This window comes from Helicobacter apodemus (assembly GCF_000765745.2).
GTDB lineage: Bacteria > Campylobacterota > Campylobacteria > Campylobacterales > Helicobacteraceae > Helicobacter_D > Helicobacter_D apodemus.
Genome location: NZ_JRPC02000004.1, coordinates 50338 through 67175, shown reverse-complemented (window position 1 = coordinate 67175; position 16838 = coordinate 50338). Strand labels below are relative to the sequence as shown.

The window sequence follows — 16838 nt, the reverse complement described above, 5'->3', positions numbered from 1 at the left end:
AAGTATTGACAAGCAAGTTTAAAAGTAGTAGAATTACAATTTTTTAGTCGCTGGTGTAGCTCAGTTGGTAGAGCAGCTGCCTTGTAAGCAGCAGGCCGGGGGTTCGAGTCCCTTTACCAGCTCCATATATTTTTCAGTGTTTGACCAGTTCAATCTGTGGTGAGATACTCAAGTGGCCAACGAGGGCAGACTGTAAATCTGCTGGTTCTACCTTCCGTGGTTCGAATCCACGTCTCACCACCATAGCCTTGCGGGAGTAGCTCAGTTGGCTAGAGCATCAGCCTTCCAAGCTGAGGGTCGCGGGTTCGAGTCCCGTTTCCCGCTCCATATCTGGGAGCTGATTCTACTTGAAATCATTCTAATCAGCAAACACTATTCTATAAAAATAGATTTTGATAATGCCCATATAGCTCAGTGGCAGAGCACTTCCTTGGTAAGGAAGAGGTCGGCGGTTCAATCCCGCTTATGGGCTCCAGTTTTTCAAAAGTTGTGATAGAATTGTAGAAAATGTTACAATTCTTTTAATGTTAAAATTGGTAAAAGTAGTGTAAAATGAGAACTATTTTAAACTTAAAATTTTAGGAGAAACCTATGGCAAAAGAGAAATATGTCAAGAATAAACCCCATGTAAATATTGGAACAATTGGGCATGTTGATCATGGTAAGACGACTTTAAGTGCTGCAATTTCTGCTGTTCTATCAACAAAAGGTCTTGCAGAGATGAAAGATTATGATAATATTGATAATGCTCCAGAAGAAAAGGAACGTGGTATTACCATTGCAACTTCACATATTGAATATGAGACAGAAAAAAGGCATTATGCACATGTTGATTGTCCAGGACATGCTGATTATGTAAAAAATATGATTACAGGTGCTGCACAAATGGATGGAGCTATTCTAGTTGTTTCTGCAGCTGATGGTCCTATGCCTCAAACTAGAGAACATATTTTGTTGTCACGGCAAGTTGGTGTCCCTTATATTGTCGTATTTATGAATAAACAAGATATGGTAGATGATGAGGAATTGCTTGAATTAGTTGAAATGGAAATTAGAGAGCTATTATCAAGCTATGAATTCCCAGGTGATGATACTCCAATTATTGCAGGTTCCGCTCTTAAGGCTTTAGAGGAAGCAAAATCAGGGAATTTAGGTGAATGGAGTGAAAAAGTTATGAAGCTTATGGATGCTGTTGATGAATATATTCCTACTCCTGCACGTGAGACAGATAAGACTTTCTTAATGCCAATTGAAGATGTTTTTTCAATTGCTGGTCGTGGGACAGTTGTTACTGGAAGAATCGAAAGAGGTGTTGTAAAAGTTGGGGATGAGATTGAAATTGTAGGTATTCGTCCAACACAAAAAACCACGGTAACCGGTGTTGAAATGTTTAGAAAAGAGCTTGATGCTGGTGAGGCTGGAGATAATGTTGGTGTTCTTTTAAGGGGAACAAAGAAAGAAGAAGTAGAAAGAGGTATGGTTCTTTGTAAGCCTGCTTCCATTACTCCTCACAAAAAATTTGAAGGTGAAATTTATGTTCTTTCAAAAGATGAAGGCGGAAGACATACTCCATTTTTTAATGGTTATAGACCGCAATTTTATGTCCGCACTACAGATATTACGGGTTCTATCACATTACCAAGTGGTGTGGAAATGGTAATGCCTGGTGATAATATTAAAATTACTGTGGAGCTTATTAATCCTATTGCGTTAGAAGAAGGAACGCGTTTTGCAATCCGTGAAGGTGGTAGGACAGTTGGTGCTGGTGTTGTTACAAAGATTATTGAATAGGTTAGATAATGGCTAAAGGTAATCGTGTAAAAATTGGACTTAAATGTTCTGAGTGTGGAGACATTAATTATAGCACCATAAAAAATGCAAAAACACAGACGGAAAAACTGGAGCTAAAGAAATTCTGCCCGAGATTGAATAAACATACAATCCACAAAGAAGTAAAGCTCAAAAGTTAGAGAGTTTTTCTCTAACTTTTTATAGGTCAGTAGCTCCAATGGTAGAGCGTCGGTCTCCAAAACCGAATGTTGGGGGTTCGAGTCCCTCCTGGCCTGCCATTTTGGAATAAAGAGAGACAGCAAGACCATGAAAAAATTAATTACTTATTATAGAGTATCTAAAGAGGAATTATCAAAGGTAATTTTTCCTACAAAAGAGCAGGTAAGAAATGCTTTTATCTCTGTTTTAATCGTTGTTACAATAGTTTCTTTGTTCTTAGCATTGGTAGATTTCATTCTTGGTAGTGTTGTTTCTAATATTTTATAAATTAGGATTTATTAATGGCATTGTATTGGTATGCAATTCAGACATATTTTGGTAGTGAGCAATCTGTAAAACGTGGGATTGAGAATCTTGTAAAAGAGCATCATCTTCAGGAAAGACTAACAGATATTGTCGTGCCAACAGAGGATATTATAGAAGTTAAAAATAATAAAAAAAAGATTAGTGAGCGTAGTCTCTATCCCGGATATGTTTTTATTAGGGTGGATCTTGATACGGCTTTATGGCATACTATTCAATCATTACCTAAGGTTAGCCGTTTTATTGGGGAAGCAAAAAAACCAACGCCATTGAGTGAATCAGATATTAGTCATATTATCGAGAAAGTAAAAAATCGTGCAGCACCTAAACCAAAGATTATTTTTGAAGCGGGTGAAGTTGTAAGGATTATTGAAGGTCCTTTTGCGAATTTTACAGGAATTGTAGAAGAATATGATATGGAACATAGAAAATTAAAACTTAATGTTTCAATTTTTGGTCGAAGTACTCCTATTGAAATACTTTATTCACAAGTGGAAAAAATTGTTTAATCACTAAAGACAAGGATAAGTTATGGCAAAAAAAATTATTGGTGAGCTTAAGCTTCAAATTCCTGCTGGAAAAGCTAATCCATCACCTCCTGTTGGTCCAGCATTGGGACAACGTGGTGTTAATATTATGGAATTTTGTAAAGCTTTTAATGAGAAAACAAAGGATATGGGAGATTTTAATATTCCTGTTATTATTACGGTCTATCAAGATAAAAGTTTTACATTTATTACTAAAAAACCTCCCGTTACGGATTTGATTAAAAAAGTGGCAGGTATTCAAAAGGGTTCTGATAATCCTTTGAAAAATAAGGTGGGTAAATTAACAAAGACTCAAATTCTAGAGATTGCTAAGACAAAAATGGATGATTTAAATGCTACTTCCCAAGAGGCGGCTATTAAGATCGTTGAAGGAAGTGCTAGAAGTATGGGTATTGAAGTTGTAGATTAAAAAGACGCGTTGGAGTATAAAAAATGGCGAAAAAATTAACAAAAAGAATGCAAAATTTACTTAATAAAGTAGATTGTAAAAAGATATACGATATTACAACCGCTTCTGCAAAAGTGAAAGATTTAGCTTCTGCTAAATTTGATGAAACCATTGAAATTGCATTAAGTTTGGGTGTAGATCCTAGACACGCTGATCAAATGATTCGTGGTGCTGTTGTTTTGCCCAATGGGACAGGTAAAAGAGTTCGTGTTGCGGTATTTGCAAAAGGTGCAAAAGCAGATGAAGCAAAAAGTGCGGGTGCAGATGTCGTAGGAGATGAGGATTTAGCAGAACAGATTAAAGGTGGAGATTTAAACTTTGATATGGTTATTGCAACTCCTGATATGATGGCTTTGGTTGGAAAAGTAGGTAGGATTTTAGGACCAAAAGGTCTAATGCCAAACCCCAAAACTGGAACTGTTACTATGGATATTAGCAAGGCAGTGAGTAATGCAAAAAGTGGTCAGGTTAATTATCGTGTTGATAAAAAAGGTATTATCCATGCACCTGTTGGGAAAGCAAGTTTTGATTCTAAAAAAATAGAGGAAAATATTATTGCTTTAGTTAAAAGCATTAATAAGCAAAAACCTGCTACTGCCAAAGGCAAATATATAAAAAATGCAACTTTATCATTGACAATGAGTCCATCACTTACTTTGGATTCTCAAGAGTTAATGGATATGAAATAATTTATTCTTGTTTTTATCTTAGGCTAATGACTATAGGGGCTTTTGCTTAAAATCTACCCTATATAAGTCTTTCGTCTGAAAGGAGGTTGAAAGTGACAAAAGTAGAAAAAACCACTCTTATTGAGAGATTAAGTGCAGATTTTAAGGGTTCTAATGCCATTGCTATTTGCGATTATAAAGGCTTAAGTGTAAAAGAGCTTGAAGCTTTAAGGCAAAGTGCAAGAGAATCTAATGCAAAGGTGCAAGTTATTAAAAATACTTTAGCGACTATTGCTTTAAAAAATTCTGGAATTGAAGGTTTAGATCTCAAAGACAATAATATTTTTGTTTGGAGTGAAGATCAAATTTCTCTTGCAAAAATAATTTGTAAGTTTTCTAGCTCTATTAATGGAAAACTTGTGATTAAATCAGGTTATTTTGAAGGAGTTATTGTTGATTTAAAACATATTGAAGCAGTTTCTAAATTACCTTCAAAAGAAGAACTTATTGGTATGTTGTTGTCCATTTGGACTGCTCCTGCTCGTTATTTCGTTACGGGATTGGATAATTTACGCAAACAAAAAGAAGCAGAATAATTTAAATTTTAGGAGAATGCTATGGCAATTTCAAAAGAAGAAGTTTTAGAGTATATTGCGAATTTATCGGTTATAGAGCTTGCAGAGCTTGTAAAAGATTTTGAAGAGAAGTTTGGTGTTTCAGCTGCTCCTACTGTTGTAGCAGGTGCTGCAGTAGCAGGTGAGGGTGCAGCCGCAGAAGAAAAGACAGAATTTGATATTATTTTAACCAATAGTGGCGATAAGAAAATTAATGTTATTAAGGTAGTGAGAGAGGTTACAGGACTTGGATTAAAAGAGGCTAAAGATGCCGTAGAGAATACTCCATTTACTGTTAAAGAAGGCGTTAAAAAAGAAGATGCAGATGCTATCAAGGCAAAATTTGAAGAAGCAGGTGCAAAAGTCGATATTAAATAGTCTTTGGGGGCTTTAGTCCCTTTATAACATTTTTCTTCCAAAATTCTACATTGATATATGAGGTAATAATTATGCCAGTAAGTTTAAAATCGGGAAATAGATTAAGAGTTGATTTTACAAAGATTCCTCAAAATATTGCCGTTCCTAATTTGTTGCAATTGCAAAGGAATAGTTATGATGCTTTTTTAAAAGCACAAGAAGCTGGAGATTCCGGAATTGAAAAGGTTTTTAAATCTATTTTCCCCATACACGATACGCAAAATAGAATTAGTCTAGAGTATGCAGGTTGCGAATATGGTAAACCAAGATATACTGTTAGAGAGGCTATGGAGAGAGGTTTAACTTACTCAATTCCCTTAAAGATAAAAATTCGTTTAGTGCTTTGGGAGAGAGATGAGAAAACAGGTGAGAAGCTTGGGGTTAAAGATATAAAAGAGCAAAGTATTTTTGTCCGAGAGATTCCTTTAATGACGGAGCGAACAAGCTTTATTATTAATGGAGTAGAACGTGTTGTTGTTAATCAACTCCATAGGAGTCCGGGAGTTATTTTCAAAGAAGAAGAGTCTTCTAGTGCTTCTAATAAGCTTGTTTATACCGGACAGATTATCCCTGATAGAGGTTCTTGGCTTTATTTTGAATATGATGTTAAAGATACGCTTTTTGTCCGTGTCAATAAGCGTAGAAAAGTGCCTGTAACTATTCTTTTTAGGGCTTTGGGTTACTCTAAACAAGATATTTTAAAAATGTTTTACCCTCTTTTGGAGATTAAAAGTAAAAATGGGAAGTATTTTATTCCCTTTAATCCAGAAGAATTTATAGGACGTGTAGAGTTTGATATTAAAGATGCAAAGGGAAATTTAATCGTTGCAGCAGGTAAGCGTTTAACCGCTAAAAAAGCTAAGACTCTTCAGGAGGAAAAGCTCAATATGATTGAATACCCTAATGATATTTTAATGAATCGTTATTTAGCAGAGCCTATTTTAGATAAAGAGAGTGGAGAAATTCTTTTTGATACTCTTACTTTACTTGATGAGAGTAAATTAAAAAAACTTCAAGAATTAAATATTAATCATTTTATTATTGCTAATGACTTAGCAGCTGGAGTTGATGCTTCAATTATTAACTCTTTTATTGCTGATGCAGAATCTCTTAAACTCCTTAAACAAACAGAAAAAATTGATAATGAAAATGATTTAGCAATGATTCGTATTTATAAAGTTATGCGTCCAGGAGAACCAGTTACTAAAGATGTGGCTAAACAATTTATTCAGCAATTGTTTTTTGATCCTGAACGTTATGATTTAACGCCTGTTGGTCGTATGAAAATGAATCATAAGCTTGATATTAATGTGCCTGATTATGTAACGGTTTTAACCTATGAAGATATTATTAAAACGGTGCGTTATTTAATGCATGTTAAAAATGGGCAAGGAAGGATTGATGATAGGGATCATTTAGGAAATCGTAGAATCCGTGCTATTGGTGAGCTTTTAGCTAATGAGTTACACACGGGATTAGTCAAAATGCAAAAAGCTATCCGTGATAAACTCTCTACTATTAGTAGTGGTTTAGAAGAGCTTATGCCTCACGATTTAGTTAATTCTAAAATGATAACAAGCACTATTTTAGAGTTTTTCACCGGCGGACAGCTTTCACAATTTATGGATCAAACCAATCCTCTCTCTGAAGTAACGCATAAAAGAAGATTGTCGGCTTTAGGAGAGGGTGGTTTGGTAAAAGAGAGGGCAGGATTTGAAGTGCGTGATGTGCATCCTACACATTATGGAAGAATCTGTCCTATTGAAACCCCAGAGGGACAAAATATCGGTTTAATTAATACGCTCTCTACTTATGCAAAAGTTAATGAATTAGGCTTTATTGAAGCACCTTATCGTAAGGTTGTGAATCGGAAAGTAACTAATGAGATTGTGTATTTAACCGCTACTCAAGAAGAGGGTGCAGTTATTGCTCCAGCAAGCACCATTTTAGCGAGTGATGATAGTATTAAAGAGGATATTATAGAAGTGCGTAAAGATGGTGAAATTATCTTAATGGAATCTTCTAAAGTAGATTTAATTGATCTTAGCCCTAGGATGGTTGTTGGGGTAGCGGCTAGTCTTATCCCATTCTTAGAACACGATGATGCCAATAGGGCTTTAATGGGGTCTAATATGCAACGTCAAGCTGTGCCCTTACTTGCTCCAGAAGCACCAGTAGTGGGAACAGGGATTGAAAAAATAGTATCGCGTGATTCTTGGGAAGCTATTAAAGCAAAACGTGATGGTGTTGTAGAAAAAGTGGATTCTAAGAATATTTATATCTTAGGTGAAGATGATAGCGGAGCTTTTATTGATCATTATTCTTTACAGAAAAATTTAAGAACGAATCAAAATACTTGCTTTTCGCAAAAACCAATCATCAAAGCAGGAGATGTTATCAAAGCAGGAGATGTTATTGCCGATGGTCCTAATATGGACCAAGGAGAGTTAGCATTAGGGAAAAATATTCGTGTTGCTTTTATGCCTTGGAATGGATATAACTTTGAAGATGCCATTGTTGTAAGTGAGAAGTTAATTTGTAATGATACTTTTACTTCTATCCATATTTATGAAAAAGAGATTGAAGCAAGAGAATTAAAGCACGGAGTAGAAGAGATTACAAGAGATATTCCAAATATTCGAGAAGAAGAATTATCGCATCTTGATGAAAGCGGCATTGTAAGGATTGGGACTTATGTTAGTGGAGGAATGATTCTAGTGGGGAAGGTATCTCCTAAGGGCGAAGTGAAGCCAACTCCTGAAGAGAGATTATTGCGTGCTATTTTTGGGGAAAAAGCAGGGCATGTTGTGAATAAATCCCTTTATTGTCCCCCTTCTTTAGAGGGGACGGTTATCGATGTCAAGATTTTTACCAAAAAGGGCTATGATAAAGATAAGCGAGCTATTGTTGCTTATGAGGAAGAGAAAGCGCGATTAGATTTAGAGCATCACGATAAACTCTTAATGCTAGATAGGGAAGAGAATCTAAGAATAAGCTCTATTTTGTCTAAAGAAAAATTAACAAGTAATGCAAAAATTGCTGATAAAGAGTATAAAAAAGGGAGTGTAATTCCTAAAAAGGAACTTGAAAGTGTCAATCGTTTTGCAATGGCTACTTTGATTAAGAGTTATTCTAAAGATATTCAAAGTAAATATGAAGCCCTTAAAGGTAATTTCTTAGAGCAAAAGAAGAATCTTAGCCAAGAACACGAAGAGAAGCTCTCTATTATTGAAAAAGATGATATTTTGCCAAGTGGCGTTGTAAAGCTTGTTAAAATTTATGTTGCTACTAAACGTAAGCTTAAAGTTGGGGATAAAATGGCAGGTAGGCATGGAAATAAAGGGATTGTTTCTAATATTGTCCCAGAAATGGATATGCCTTATACTGAAGATGGTCGTCCTGTTGAGATTGTCTTAAATCCTTTAGGTGTTCCAAGTCGTATGAATATTGGGCAGATTTTAGAGGTGCATTTAGGTCTTGTTGGGAAGCAATTAGGGGAGCAGATTGCTTCTGTTTTTGAGATTGAAAAAAGTAAGTGGATTACGACTTTACGAGAAAGAATAAAAGAAATTGTGAAACATTCTAATATGCAAATTTCTAAAGCTTTCTTAGAAAATTTAAGTGATGAAGAGTTAATAGCTTATGCGAGAGATTGGAGTAAGGGAGTGAAATTTGCTACTCCAATTTTTGAAGGAGTTAATGCGCAAGAATTTGAAAAACTTTTTGAACTTGCTAAGATTGATACAGATGGTAAAACCGAGCTTTATGATGGACGAACCGGTGAGAAAATGATAGAACGTGTTAATGTTGGTTATATGTATATGTTAAAGCTTCACCATCTTGTAGATGAAAAAGTCCATGCAAGAAGCACCGGACCTTATAGCCTTGTTACCCAGCAACCAGTAGGGGGTAAAGCACTCTTTGGTGGGCAGAGATTTGGAGAAATGGAAGTTTGGGCTTTAGAAGCTTATGGTGCAGCCCATACGCTTAAAGAAATGCTAACAATTAAATCTGATGATGTAGAAGGAAGGGTTAAAGCTTATAAAGCTATTACAAGAGGAGAGGCTGTTAAGGAATCTGAAATTCCTGAAACTTTTTATGTTTTAACTAAAGAATTACAAAGTTTAGCACTTGATGTGAATGTTTTTGTTAAAAATAAAGAGGGGATTAACGAAAGTATTACTATTAAAGAGGAGGATAGACCTAGCGATTTTAACGCTTTTCAATTACTCCTTGCAAGTCCAGAGAAAATTAGAAGTTGGAGTAATGGGGAAGTTAAAAAGCCAGAAACTATTAATTATCGCACTTTAAAACCAGAGCGAGATGGATTATTTTGTGCAAAAATCTTTGGACCTACTAGAGATTATGAATGTCTTTGTGGAAAGTATAAAAAAATGCGCTATAAGGGCGTGATATGTGAGAAATGTGGAGTTGAGGTAACAAGCTCTAAAGTTCGTCGCTCACGTATGGGGCATATTGAGCTTGTAACTCCTGTAGCGCATATTTGGTATGTTAATTCACTGCCTAGTAGAATTGGAACACTCTTAGGTGTAAAGATGAAAGATTTAGAGAGGGTATTGTATTATGAAGCTTATATCGTTAAGCAACCCGGTGAAGCATATTATGATAATGAAAGCACAAAACCTGTTACAAAATACGATGTTTTAAATGAAGAACAATACCAAAGTCTCTCCCAAAGATTTGAACATACGGGATTTATCGCACAAATGGGTGGTGAAGCCGTTAAGGAATTATTAGAAGGGCTTGATTTAGTGGATTTAATTGGAGAATTAAAAGAAGCCATTAAAGCAACTAATTCAGAAGCTAAGAAAAAAACCATTATTAAACGTTTGAAGATTGTAGAGAGTTTTGTGATCTCTGGTGAGCAAAATCGTCCTGAATGGATGATGCTTACAGTATTACCTGTATTACCTCCAGATTTACGCCCTTTAGTTGCATTAGATGGAGGGAAGTTTGCTGTTAGTGATGTCAATGATCTTTATAGAAGAGTGATTAATCGTAACCAACGTTTGAAGCGATTAATTGAGCTTGATGCACCAGAGATTATTGTTCGGAATGAAAAAAGAATGCTACAAGAAGCAGTTGATGCCCTTTTTGATAATGGTAGAAATGCCAATGCGGTTAAAGGAGCTAATAAGCGACCTTTAAAATCACTTTCTGAAATTATCAAAGGAAAACAGGGAAGGTTTAGACAGAATCTATTAGGAAAGCGGGTAGATTTCTCGGGACGCTCTGTTATTGTTGTGGGACCAAACTTACGAATGGATGAATGTGGATTGCCTAAAGGAATGGCTTTAGAGCTTTTTAGACCCCATATTTTAGCTAAACTAGAAGAGAAAGGATACGCTACAACGCTTAAACAAGCCAAAAAGATGATTGAGCAAAAAAGCAATGAAGTATGGGAGTGTTTGCAAGAAATTGTTGCGAATTATCCGATTATGCTAAATCGTGCTCCAACTTTACATAAGCAGTCTATCCAAGCATTTCACCCTAAACTTATTGATGGTAAAGCTATTCAATTGCATCCTTTAGTTTGTGCTGCCTTTAATGCAGATTTTGATGGAGACCAAATGGCGGTACATGTGCCTTTATCCCAAGAGGCTATTACAGAATGTAAGCTTTTAATGCTTAGTTCTATGAATATCTTGCTTCCAGCAAGTGGTAAAGCTGTAACTGTTCCTAGTCAAGATATGGTTTTGGGGCTTTATTATTTATCTTTGGAGAAAAATAGCTCTAAAGGAGAACATAAACTATTCTCTGATATTGACCAGATTCTTGTTGCACTTGAAAATGATGTCGTAGAAATTGGTTCTAAAGTGCGTGTGTTAGTAGAGGATAAAATTATTAACACCACGATTGGTAGGATGATTTTAAAATCCATTTTGCCTGAATTTGTGCCTACACATTTATGGAATAAAGTCTTAAAGAAAAAAGATATTGCAACTCTCATTGATTATGTTTATAAAGAAGGTGGAGTTGGGATTACTGCAAGTTTCTTAGATGATCTTAAAAATTTAGGTTTTAAATACGCCACAAAAGCAGGAATCTCTATTTCTGCTGATGATATTATTGTTCCTAATAATAAAAACAAAGTTGTAGAAGGTGCTAAGAAAAAAGTAAAAGATATTCAAGCTCAATTTAGTGCTGGTTTATTAACCGAGCAAGAAAGGTATAATAAAATTATTGATGTCTGGACAGATACTAATAATGCCCTAGGTAATGAAATGATGAAGCTAATTGAAGAGGATAAATCGGGATTTAATTCTATTTATATGATGGCAGATTCTGGGGCTAGAGGTAGTGCTGGACAAATACGGCAACTCTCTGCTATGAGAGGATTGATGGCAAAGCCTGATGGAACTATTATTGAAACGCCTATTACTTCTAATTTCAAAGAAGGTTTAAATGTGTTAGAGTATTTCATCTCCACCCACGGTGCAAGAAAAGGTTTAGCCGATACCGCTCTTAAAACCGCTAATGCGGGTTATCTTACAAGAAAGCTTATTGATGTTAGCCAAAATGTTAAAGTTGTTATGCATGATTGTGGAACCAATGAGGGTATAGAAATTACTGATATTACCGTTGGTAGTGAGTTAATAGAGCCATTAGAGGAAAGAATCTTTGGACGCATCATTGCTGAAAATATTATAGATCCAATTACAAATGAAGTGCTAATTAGTGAGGGTGTAATGATTGATGAGGAAAAGGCTAGAAAAATCAAAGAAGCAGGAGTTAAATCCGTAATTATCCGCACACCTGTTACTTGTAAAGCAGAAAAAGGCGTATGCGCTAAATGTTATGGATTAAACTTAGGGGAGTCTAGAATCTCTAAAGTAGGTGAAGCTGTAGGAGTGGTTGCTGCTCAATCTATTGGAGAGCCCGGAACACAATTAACCCTAAGAACTTTCCATATCGGAGGAACTGCTAGTAGAAGCCAAGAAGAGCGTCAAGTTATCGCTGATAAAGAGGGATTTATCCGTTATTATAATGTGAAAACTTATAAGAATAGAGAGGGTAGAATTATCGTTTCTAATAGGAGAAATGCGGCAATTTTACTTGTAGAACCAAAGATAAAAGCTCCTTTTGAAGGGGAATTAAAAATTGATGTTGTGCATGATGAGGTTATTGTCTCTGTAGTGGGCAAAAACGAAACCGCTAAATTTGTTCTAAGAAAGAGTGATGTAGCAAAACCTAATGAGTTAGCTGGAGTAACTGGAAAAATAGAAGGGAAGTTTTACATTCCTTATGTAAATGGACATTATGTGAGGGATGGGGGAAGTATTGTTGATATTATTAAGGATAGCTGGAATATTCCTAACCGAATCTCTTATGCTAGTGAATTAAAAGTCGAGGATAATGCCCCTATTACACAAAAGATTTATGCCAAAGAAAGTGGTATTGTTAAGTATTATTACTTGCAAGGCGATCATTTAGAACGTTATAGAGCGTTGAAAAAGGGTGAAAAAATTACTGAAAAAGGTTTATTTGCTGTTATTGCGGATGAATATGAACAAGAGGCGGCAAGGCATTATATCGCTAGGGATTCTATTATTGAAGTAGAGGATAACCAAAGAGTGGACAAGGGTATGCTTATTGCTAAACCAATTAGTGATGAACATATTGTCATTGCGGATTGGGATCCTTATTCTAATCCAATTATTTCTGAAGAAGCCGGGATTATTAAATTTGAAGATATTATACCCGGTCTTACAGTTTCAGAGCAAACTGATGAACTAACAGGACAAACGAGATTAGTGGTTAATGAGTATATTTCAAGTGCTTATAAGCCAACTTTGGTTTTATCTACGGATACAGGAGGATTAATCCGTTATACTCTTGATCCTAAGACTGCTATTTTTGTTAAGGATGGAGCTAAGGTTGAAATGGCGGATATTTTAGCTAAAACACCTAAAGCCCTTGTTAAATCTAAAGATATTACAGGAGGCCTTCCTAGAGTATCAGAGCTATTTGAAGCAAGGAAGCCCAAAGAACCTGCTATTTTAGCAGAGATTGATGGGGTAGTGAGTTTTGGGAAGCCTATTAGGGGTAAAGAAAAGATTGTTGTTACTGCTAATGATGGTAGGATTGCCGAATATCTCATTGATAAATCTAAACAGATTCTTGTCCATGAGGGTGAATTTGTTCACGCTGGAGAGGCTATTACAGATGGCGTGATTGCAAGTCAAGATATTTTGCGTATTGGTGGAGAGAAAGAGCTATATAAGTATATTGTTAGTGAAGTGCAGCAAGTTTATCGTCGTCAAGGGGTAAGTATTGCTGATAAACATATCGAAATTATTGTTTCTCAAATGTTAAGACAAGTAAGAATCTATGATAGTGGTAATACTAAATTTATTGAAGGTGATTTGGTAAGTAAACGTCATTTTAAAGAAGAGAATATGAGAATCATTAAAATGGGTGGTATTCCAGCTATTGCTGAACCTGTGCTTTTAGGTATCACACGTGCAGCTATTGGAAGTGATTCGGTAATTTCAGCGGCTTCTTTCCAAGAAACAACCAAAGTCTTAACTGAAGCAAGTATTGCCGCTAAAATTGATAATTTAGAAGATTTAAAAGAAAATATTGTTTTAGGACGTATGATTCCAGTAGGAACAGGGATTTATAAGGAAATGAAAATTAAGGTAAAAGAAAACTTGCCATAGGTTATTTAAGCCTTAATTTAAGTAGAAATAAAGTGTGATTTGCCTATAATCCCTTTCATTTTCTCTATTAAAATTTCATAGGAAGGAAGACAAGTGCCAACTATTAATCAATTGATTAGAAAAGAGCGTAAAAAAGTTATTAAGAAGTCAAAATCTCCGGCTTTGGTGGTTTGCCCTCAAAGAAGGGGAGTTTGTACGCGTGTTTATACAACAACACCTAAAAAACCTAACTCTGCCTTAAGAAAAGTAGCAAAAGTGCGATTAACAAGTGGATTTGAAGTGATTAGTTATATACCAGGTGAAGGGCATAATCTACAAGAGCACTCTATCGTTCTTATTCGTGGAGGCAGGGTTAAAGACTTACCAGGTGTTAAGTATCATATTATCCGCGGAGCATTGGATACAGCAGGTGTTGCAAAACGAAGTGTTTCACGTAGTAAATACGGAGCTAAAAAAGCTAAAAGTGATTCTAAAAATTAAAGAGAGGTAATAATTAATGAGAAGGAGAAAGGCACCCCAAAGAGAGGTTTTAGGTGATCCTATTTATAATGATATTGTAGTAACAAAATTCATTAATAAAATGATGTATGATGGTAAAAAAAGTGTTGCGGAAAAGATTATTTATGCAACCTTTAATAGAATAGAAGAGAAGACTAAAGAGAAAGGGATTGAAACTTTTCAAAAAGCTTTAGAGAAAGTAAAACCCCTTGTAGAGGTTAGAAGCAGACGTGTAGGTGGGGCTACCTATCAAGTGCCTGTAGAAGTTCGTCCTGCAAGACAACAATCTTTATCTATTCGTTGGTTGTTAGATTCTGCAAGAAAACGTAATGAAAGAACAATGATTGAAAGATTAGCTGGTGAGCTTATTGATGCAGCCAATGAAAGGGGTGCAGCTTATAAGAAAAAAGAAGATGTGCATAAGATGGCAGAGGCTAATAAAGCATTTGCACATTATCGTTGGTAATTTGATAATTATGATAAAGAGGTTTATAGCCTCTTAAGATATCTCTACGAATACTTAAAGAATCTCAAACTTTATTATCCCAAAGGATTAGAAAATGGCAAGAAAGACTCCATTAAATAAAATTAGAAATATTGGAATTGCTGCGCATATTGATGCGGGTAAAACAACTACTTCCGAGAGGATTTTGTTTTATACAGGTGTAAGCCACAAGATTGGTGAAGTCCATGATGGTGCAGCAACAATGGATTGGATGGAACAAGAAAAAGAAAGAGGAATTACTATTACTTCCGCGGCTACAACTTGTTTTTGGAAAGATTACCAAATTAATCTTATTGATACTCCTGGGCATGTGGATTTTACTATTGAAGTTGAAAGATCTATGCGTGTTTTAGATGGAGCAGTAGCAGTCTTTTGTTCTGTTGGTGGTGTGCAGCCTCAAAGTGAGACGGTTTGGAGACAGGCGAATAAATATGGTGTCCCAAGAATTGTTTTTGTTAATAAAATGGATAGAATTGGAGCGAATTTCTATAATGTTGAATCCCAAATTTCTACCCGATTGAAAGCAAAACCTGTCCCTATTGTTATCCCTATTGGTGCAGAGGATAGCTTTAAGGGGGTTATTGATTTAATCACTATGAAGGCTATTGTATGGAATGATGAATCAATGGGTGCTAAATATGATATTGAAGATATTCCAGAAGATTTAGTAGAAAAAGCTAATGAATATCGTGAAAAAATGCTTGAATCTGTAGCTGAACAAGATGAAGCCACTATGGAAAAATACCTTAGCGGGGAAGAATTAAGTGTAGATGAGATTAAGGCGGGGATTAAAAAGGGTTGTTTAAGTATGGATATTATCCCTATGCTTTGTGGTTCAAGCTTTAAAAATAAAGGCGTTCAAACGCTCCTTGATGCTGTTATTGACTACTTACCTGCCCCAACTGAAGTAGCAGATATTCGTGGTGTAGATGCCAAAGATGAAACCAAAGAAATTAGTGTAAAATCAATAGATGATGGTGAATTTGCTGGGCTTGCTTTTAAGATTATGACAGATCCTTTTGTGGGACAACTTACTTTTGTGCGTGTATATCGTGGAAGTTTAGAATCTGGAAGTTATGTTATAAACTCTACAAAAGGCAAAAAAGAACGCGTTGGAAGACTGCTTAAAATGCATTCTAATAAGCGAGAAGATATTAAAGAAGTCTATGCGGGAGAGATTTGTGCTTTTGTGGGATTAAAAGAAACATTGACGGGAGATACGCTTTGTTCAGAGAAAGAATCTGTAATTTTAGAAAGAATGGAGTTTCCAGAGCCTGTTATTTCTATTGCGGTTGAACCAAAAACAAAAGCCGATCAAGAAAAAATGGCTTTAGCTTTAGCAAAGCTTGCCGAAGAAGATCCTAGTTTTAGAGTGCATACGGATGAAGAATCTGGACAGACTATTATTTCAGGTATGGGGGAACTACATTTAGAAATTATTGTTGATAGATTAAAACGTGAATTTAAAGTTGAAGCTGAAGTTGGGCAACCCCAAGTGGCATTCCGTGAAACTATCCGCCAAAGTGTTGAGCAAGAATGCAAATACGCTAAACAATCCGGAGGGCGAGGACAATATGGGCATGTATTTATTAGGCTAGAACCACAAGAACCAGGTGCAGGATATGCATTTATTAATAATATTTCTGGAGGGGTTATTCCTAAAGAATATATCCCAGCAGTTGATAAAGGGATACAAGAGGCTATGCAAAATGGGGTTTTAGCGGGTTATCCTGTTGTTGATTTTAAGGTTACTTTGTATGATGGAAGTTATCACGATGTGGATTCTTCAGAAATGGCATTTAAAATAGCAGGTTCTATGGCTTTTAAAGATGCTTGTCGTAAAGCTAATGCGGTTTTATTAGAACCTATGATGAAAGTAGAAGTAGAAGTGCCAGAGGAATATATGGGAGATGTTATTGGCGATCTTAACCGACGAAGAGGGCAGATTAATTCTATGGATGATAGGATGGGATTAAAGATTGTTAATGCTTTCGTGCCATTGGCTGAAATGTTTGGGTATTCTACAGATTTGCGTTCGGCTACACAAGGTAGAGGGACTTATACAATGGAATTTGATCACTATGGCGAGGTGCCTAGTAATATTTCTAAAGAAATTATGGAGAAAAGAAGCCGATAGGATTCA

The 16838-nt window shown here is 35.7% G+C and carries 12 protein-coding genes and 5 tRNA genes; all 17 read left to right on the top strand.

Annotated elements, in window-relative coordinates; translation table 11 throughout:
* The first annotated feature begins 49 nt into the window (after window positions 1-49).
* A tRNA-Thr gene (locus LS72_RS02265) sits at window positions 50-125 on the top strand.
* Between the two features lie 33 nt (window positions 126-158).
* A tRNA-Tyr gene (locus LS72_RS02260) sits at window positions 159-243 on the top strand.
* A 7-nt stretch (window positions 244-250) separates the two neighbouring features.
* Window positions 251-327, top strand: a tRNA-Gly gene (locus tag LS72_RS02255).
* 73 nt (window positions 328-400) lie between these two features.
* Window positions 401-475: transfer RNA gene (locus LS72_RS02250), tRNA-Thr, on the top strand.
* Window positions 476-591: 116 nt separating this feature from the next.
* Window positions 592-1791: an elongation factor Tu gene (tuf, locus tag LS72_RS02245; RefSeq protein WP_034553869.1), complete on the top strand. Its 1200-nt coding sequence runs from the start codon at window positions 592-594 to the stop codon at window positions 1789-1791.
* 8 nt (window positions 1792-1799) lie between these two features.
* Entirely contained in the window at window positions 1800-1970 is a 171-nt protein-coding gene (gene rpmG / locus LS72_RS02240) for a 50S ribosomal protein L33 (RefSeq protein WP_034553870.1), read from the top strand.
* A 23-nt stretch (window positions 1971-1993) separates the two neighbouring features.
* Window positions 1994-2069, top strand: a tRNA-Trp gene (locus LS72_RS02235).
* Between the two features lie 28 nt (window positions 2070-2097).
* The gene (gene secE / locus LS72_RS02230; protein WP_034553871.1) at window positions 2098-2277 is read left to right on the top strand and encodes a preprotein translocase subunit SecE; all 180 of its coding nucleotides are present in this window, start codon (window positions 2098-2100) and stop codon (window positions 2275-2277) included.
* A gap of 20 nt (window positions 2278-2297) precedes the next feature.
* Window positions 2298-2822, top strand: coding sequence for a transcription termination/antitermination protein NusG (nusG, locus tag LS72_RS02225; RefSeq protein WP_194145536.1), 525 nt, complete (start codon window positions 2298-2300; stop codon window positions 2820-2822).
* Window positions 2823-2844: 22 nt separating this feature from the next.
* Window positions 2845-3270: a 50S ribosomal protein L11 gene (gene rplK / locus LS72_RS02220; protein ID WP_108911533.1), complete on the top strand. Its 426-nt coding sequence runs from the start codon at window positions 2845-2847 to the stop codon at window positions 3268-3270.
* 23 nt (window positions 3271-3293) lie between these two features.
* A complete protein-coding gene (rplA, locus tag LS72_RS02215) occupies window positions 3294-3998 on the top strand; it encodes a 50S ribosomal protein L1 (RefSeq protein ID WP_034552252.1) in 705 nt (234 codons plus the stop codon).
* A 92-nt stretch (window positions 3999-4090) separates the two neighbouring features.
* Complete coding sequence (gene rplJ / locus LS72_RS02210; RefSeq protein WP_034552249.1) at window positions 4091-4573, top strand: 50S ribosomal protein L10; 483 nt, start codon at window positions 4091-4093, stop codon at window positions 4571-4573.
* 21 nt (window positions 4574-4594) lie between these two features.
* Window positions 4595-4969, top strand: coding sequence for a 50S ribosomal protein L7/L12 (rplL, locus tag LS72_RS02205; RefSeq protein ID WP_034552246.1), 375 nt, complete (start codon window positions 4595-4597; stop codon window positions 4967-4969).
* A gap of 71 nt (window positions 4970-5040) precedes the next feature.
* On the top strand, window positions 5041-13692 hold the full coding sequence (locus LS72_RS02200; RefSeq protein WP_194145532.1) for a DNA-directed RNA polymerase subunit beta/beta': 8652 nt from the start codon (window positions 5041-5043) through the stop codon (window positions 13690-13692).
* A 93-nt stretch (window positions 13693-13785) separates the two neighbouring features.
* Window positions 13786-14172 carry a 30S ribosomal protein S12 gene (rpsL, locus tag LS72_RS02195; RefSeq protein WP_034552244.1) on the top strand — a complete coding sequence of 129 codons (387 nt, stop codon included), beginning with the start codon at window positions 13786-13788 and terminating at the stop codon, window positions 14170-14172.
* Between the two features lie 16 nt (window positions 14173-14188).
* On the top strand, window positions 14189-14656 hold the full coding sequence (gene rpsG, locus LS72_RS02190; RefSeq protein WP_034552242.1) for a 30S ribosomal protein S7: 468 nt from the start codon (window positions 14189-14191) through the stop codon (window positions 14654-14656).
* A 94-nt stretch (window positions 14657-14750) separates the two neighbouring features.
* A complete protein-coding gene (gene fusA / locus LS72_RS02185) occupies window positions 14751-16832 on the top strand; it encodes an elongation factor G (protein ID WP_034552239.1) in 2082 nt (693 codons plus the stop codon).
* Window positions 16833-16838 lie beyond the last annotated feature (6 nt).

What these genes read in the sequence shown, in the direction of transcription:
- tuf (WP_034553869.1), top strand. Translation starts at nt 592, where the DNA reads ATGGCAAAAGAGAAATATGTCAAGAATAAACCCCATGTAAATATTGGA.
- rpmG (WP_034553870.1), top strand. Translation starts at nt 1,800, where the DNA reads ATGGCTAAAGGTAATCGTGTAAAAATTGGACTTAAATGTTCTGAGTGT.
- secE (WP_034553871.1), top strand. Translation starts at nt 2,098, where the DNA reads ATGAAAAAATTAATTACTTATTATAGAGTATCTAAAGAGGAATTATCA.
- rplK (WP_108911533.1), top strand. Translation starts at nt 2,845, where the DNA reads ATGGCAAAAAAAATTATTGGTGAGCTTAAGCTTCAAATTCCTGCTGGA.
- rplA (WP_034552252.1), top strand. Translation starts at nt 3,294, where the DNA reads ATGGCGAAAAAATTAACAAAAAGAATGCAAAATTTACTTAATAAAGTA.
- rplL (WP_034552246.1), top strand. Translation starts at nt 4,595, where the DNA reads ATGGCAATTTCAAAAGAAGAAGTTTTAGAGTATATTGCGAATTTATCG.
- LS72_RS02200 (WP_194145532.1), top strand. Translation starts at nt 5,041, where the DNA reads ATGCCAGTAAGTTTAAAATCGGGAAATAGATTAAGAGTTGATTTTACA.
- rpsG (WP_034552242.1), top strand. Translation starts at nt 14,189, where the DNA reads ATGAGAAGGAGAAAGGCACCCCAAAGAGAGGTTTTAGGTGATCCTATT.
- fusA (WP_034552239.1), top strand. Translation starts at nt 14,751, where the DNA reads ATGGCAAGAAAGACTCCATTAAATAAAATTAGAAATATTGGAATTGCT.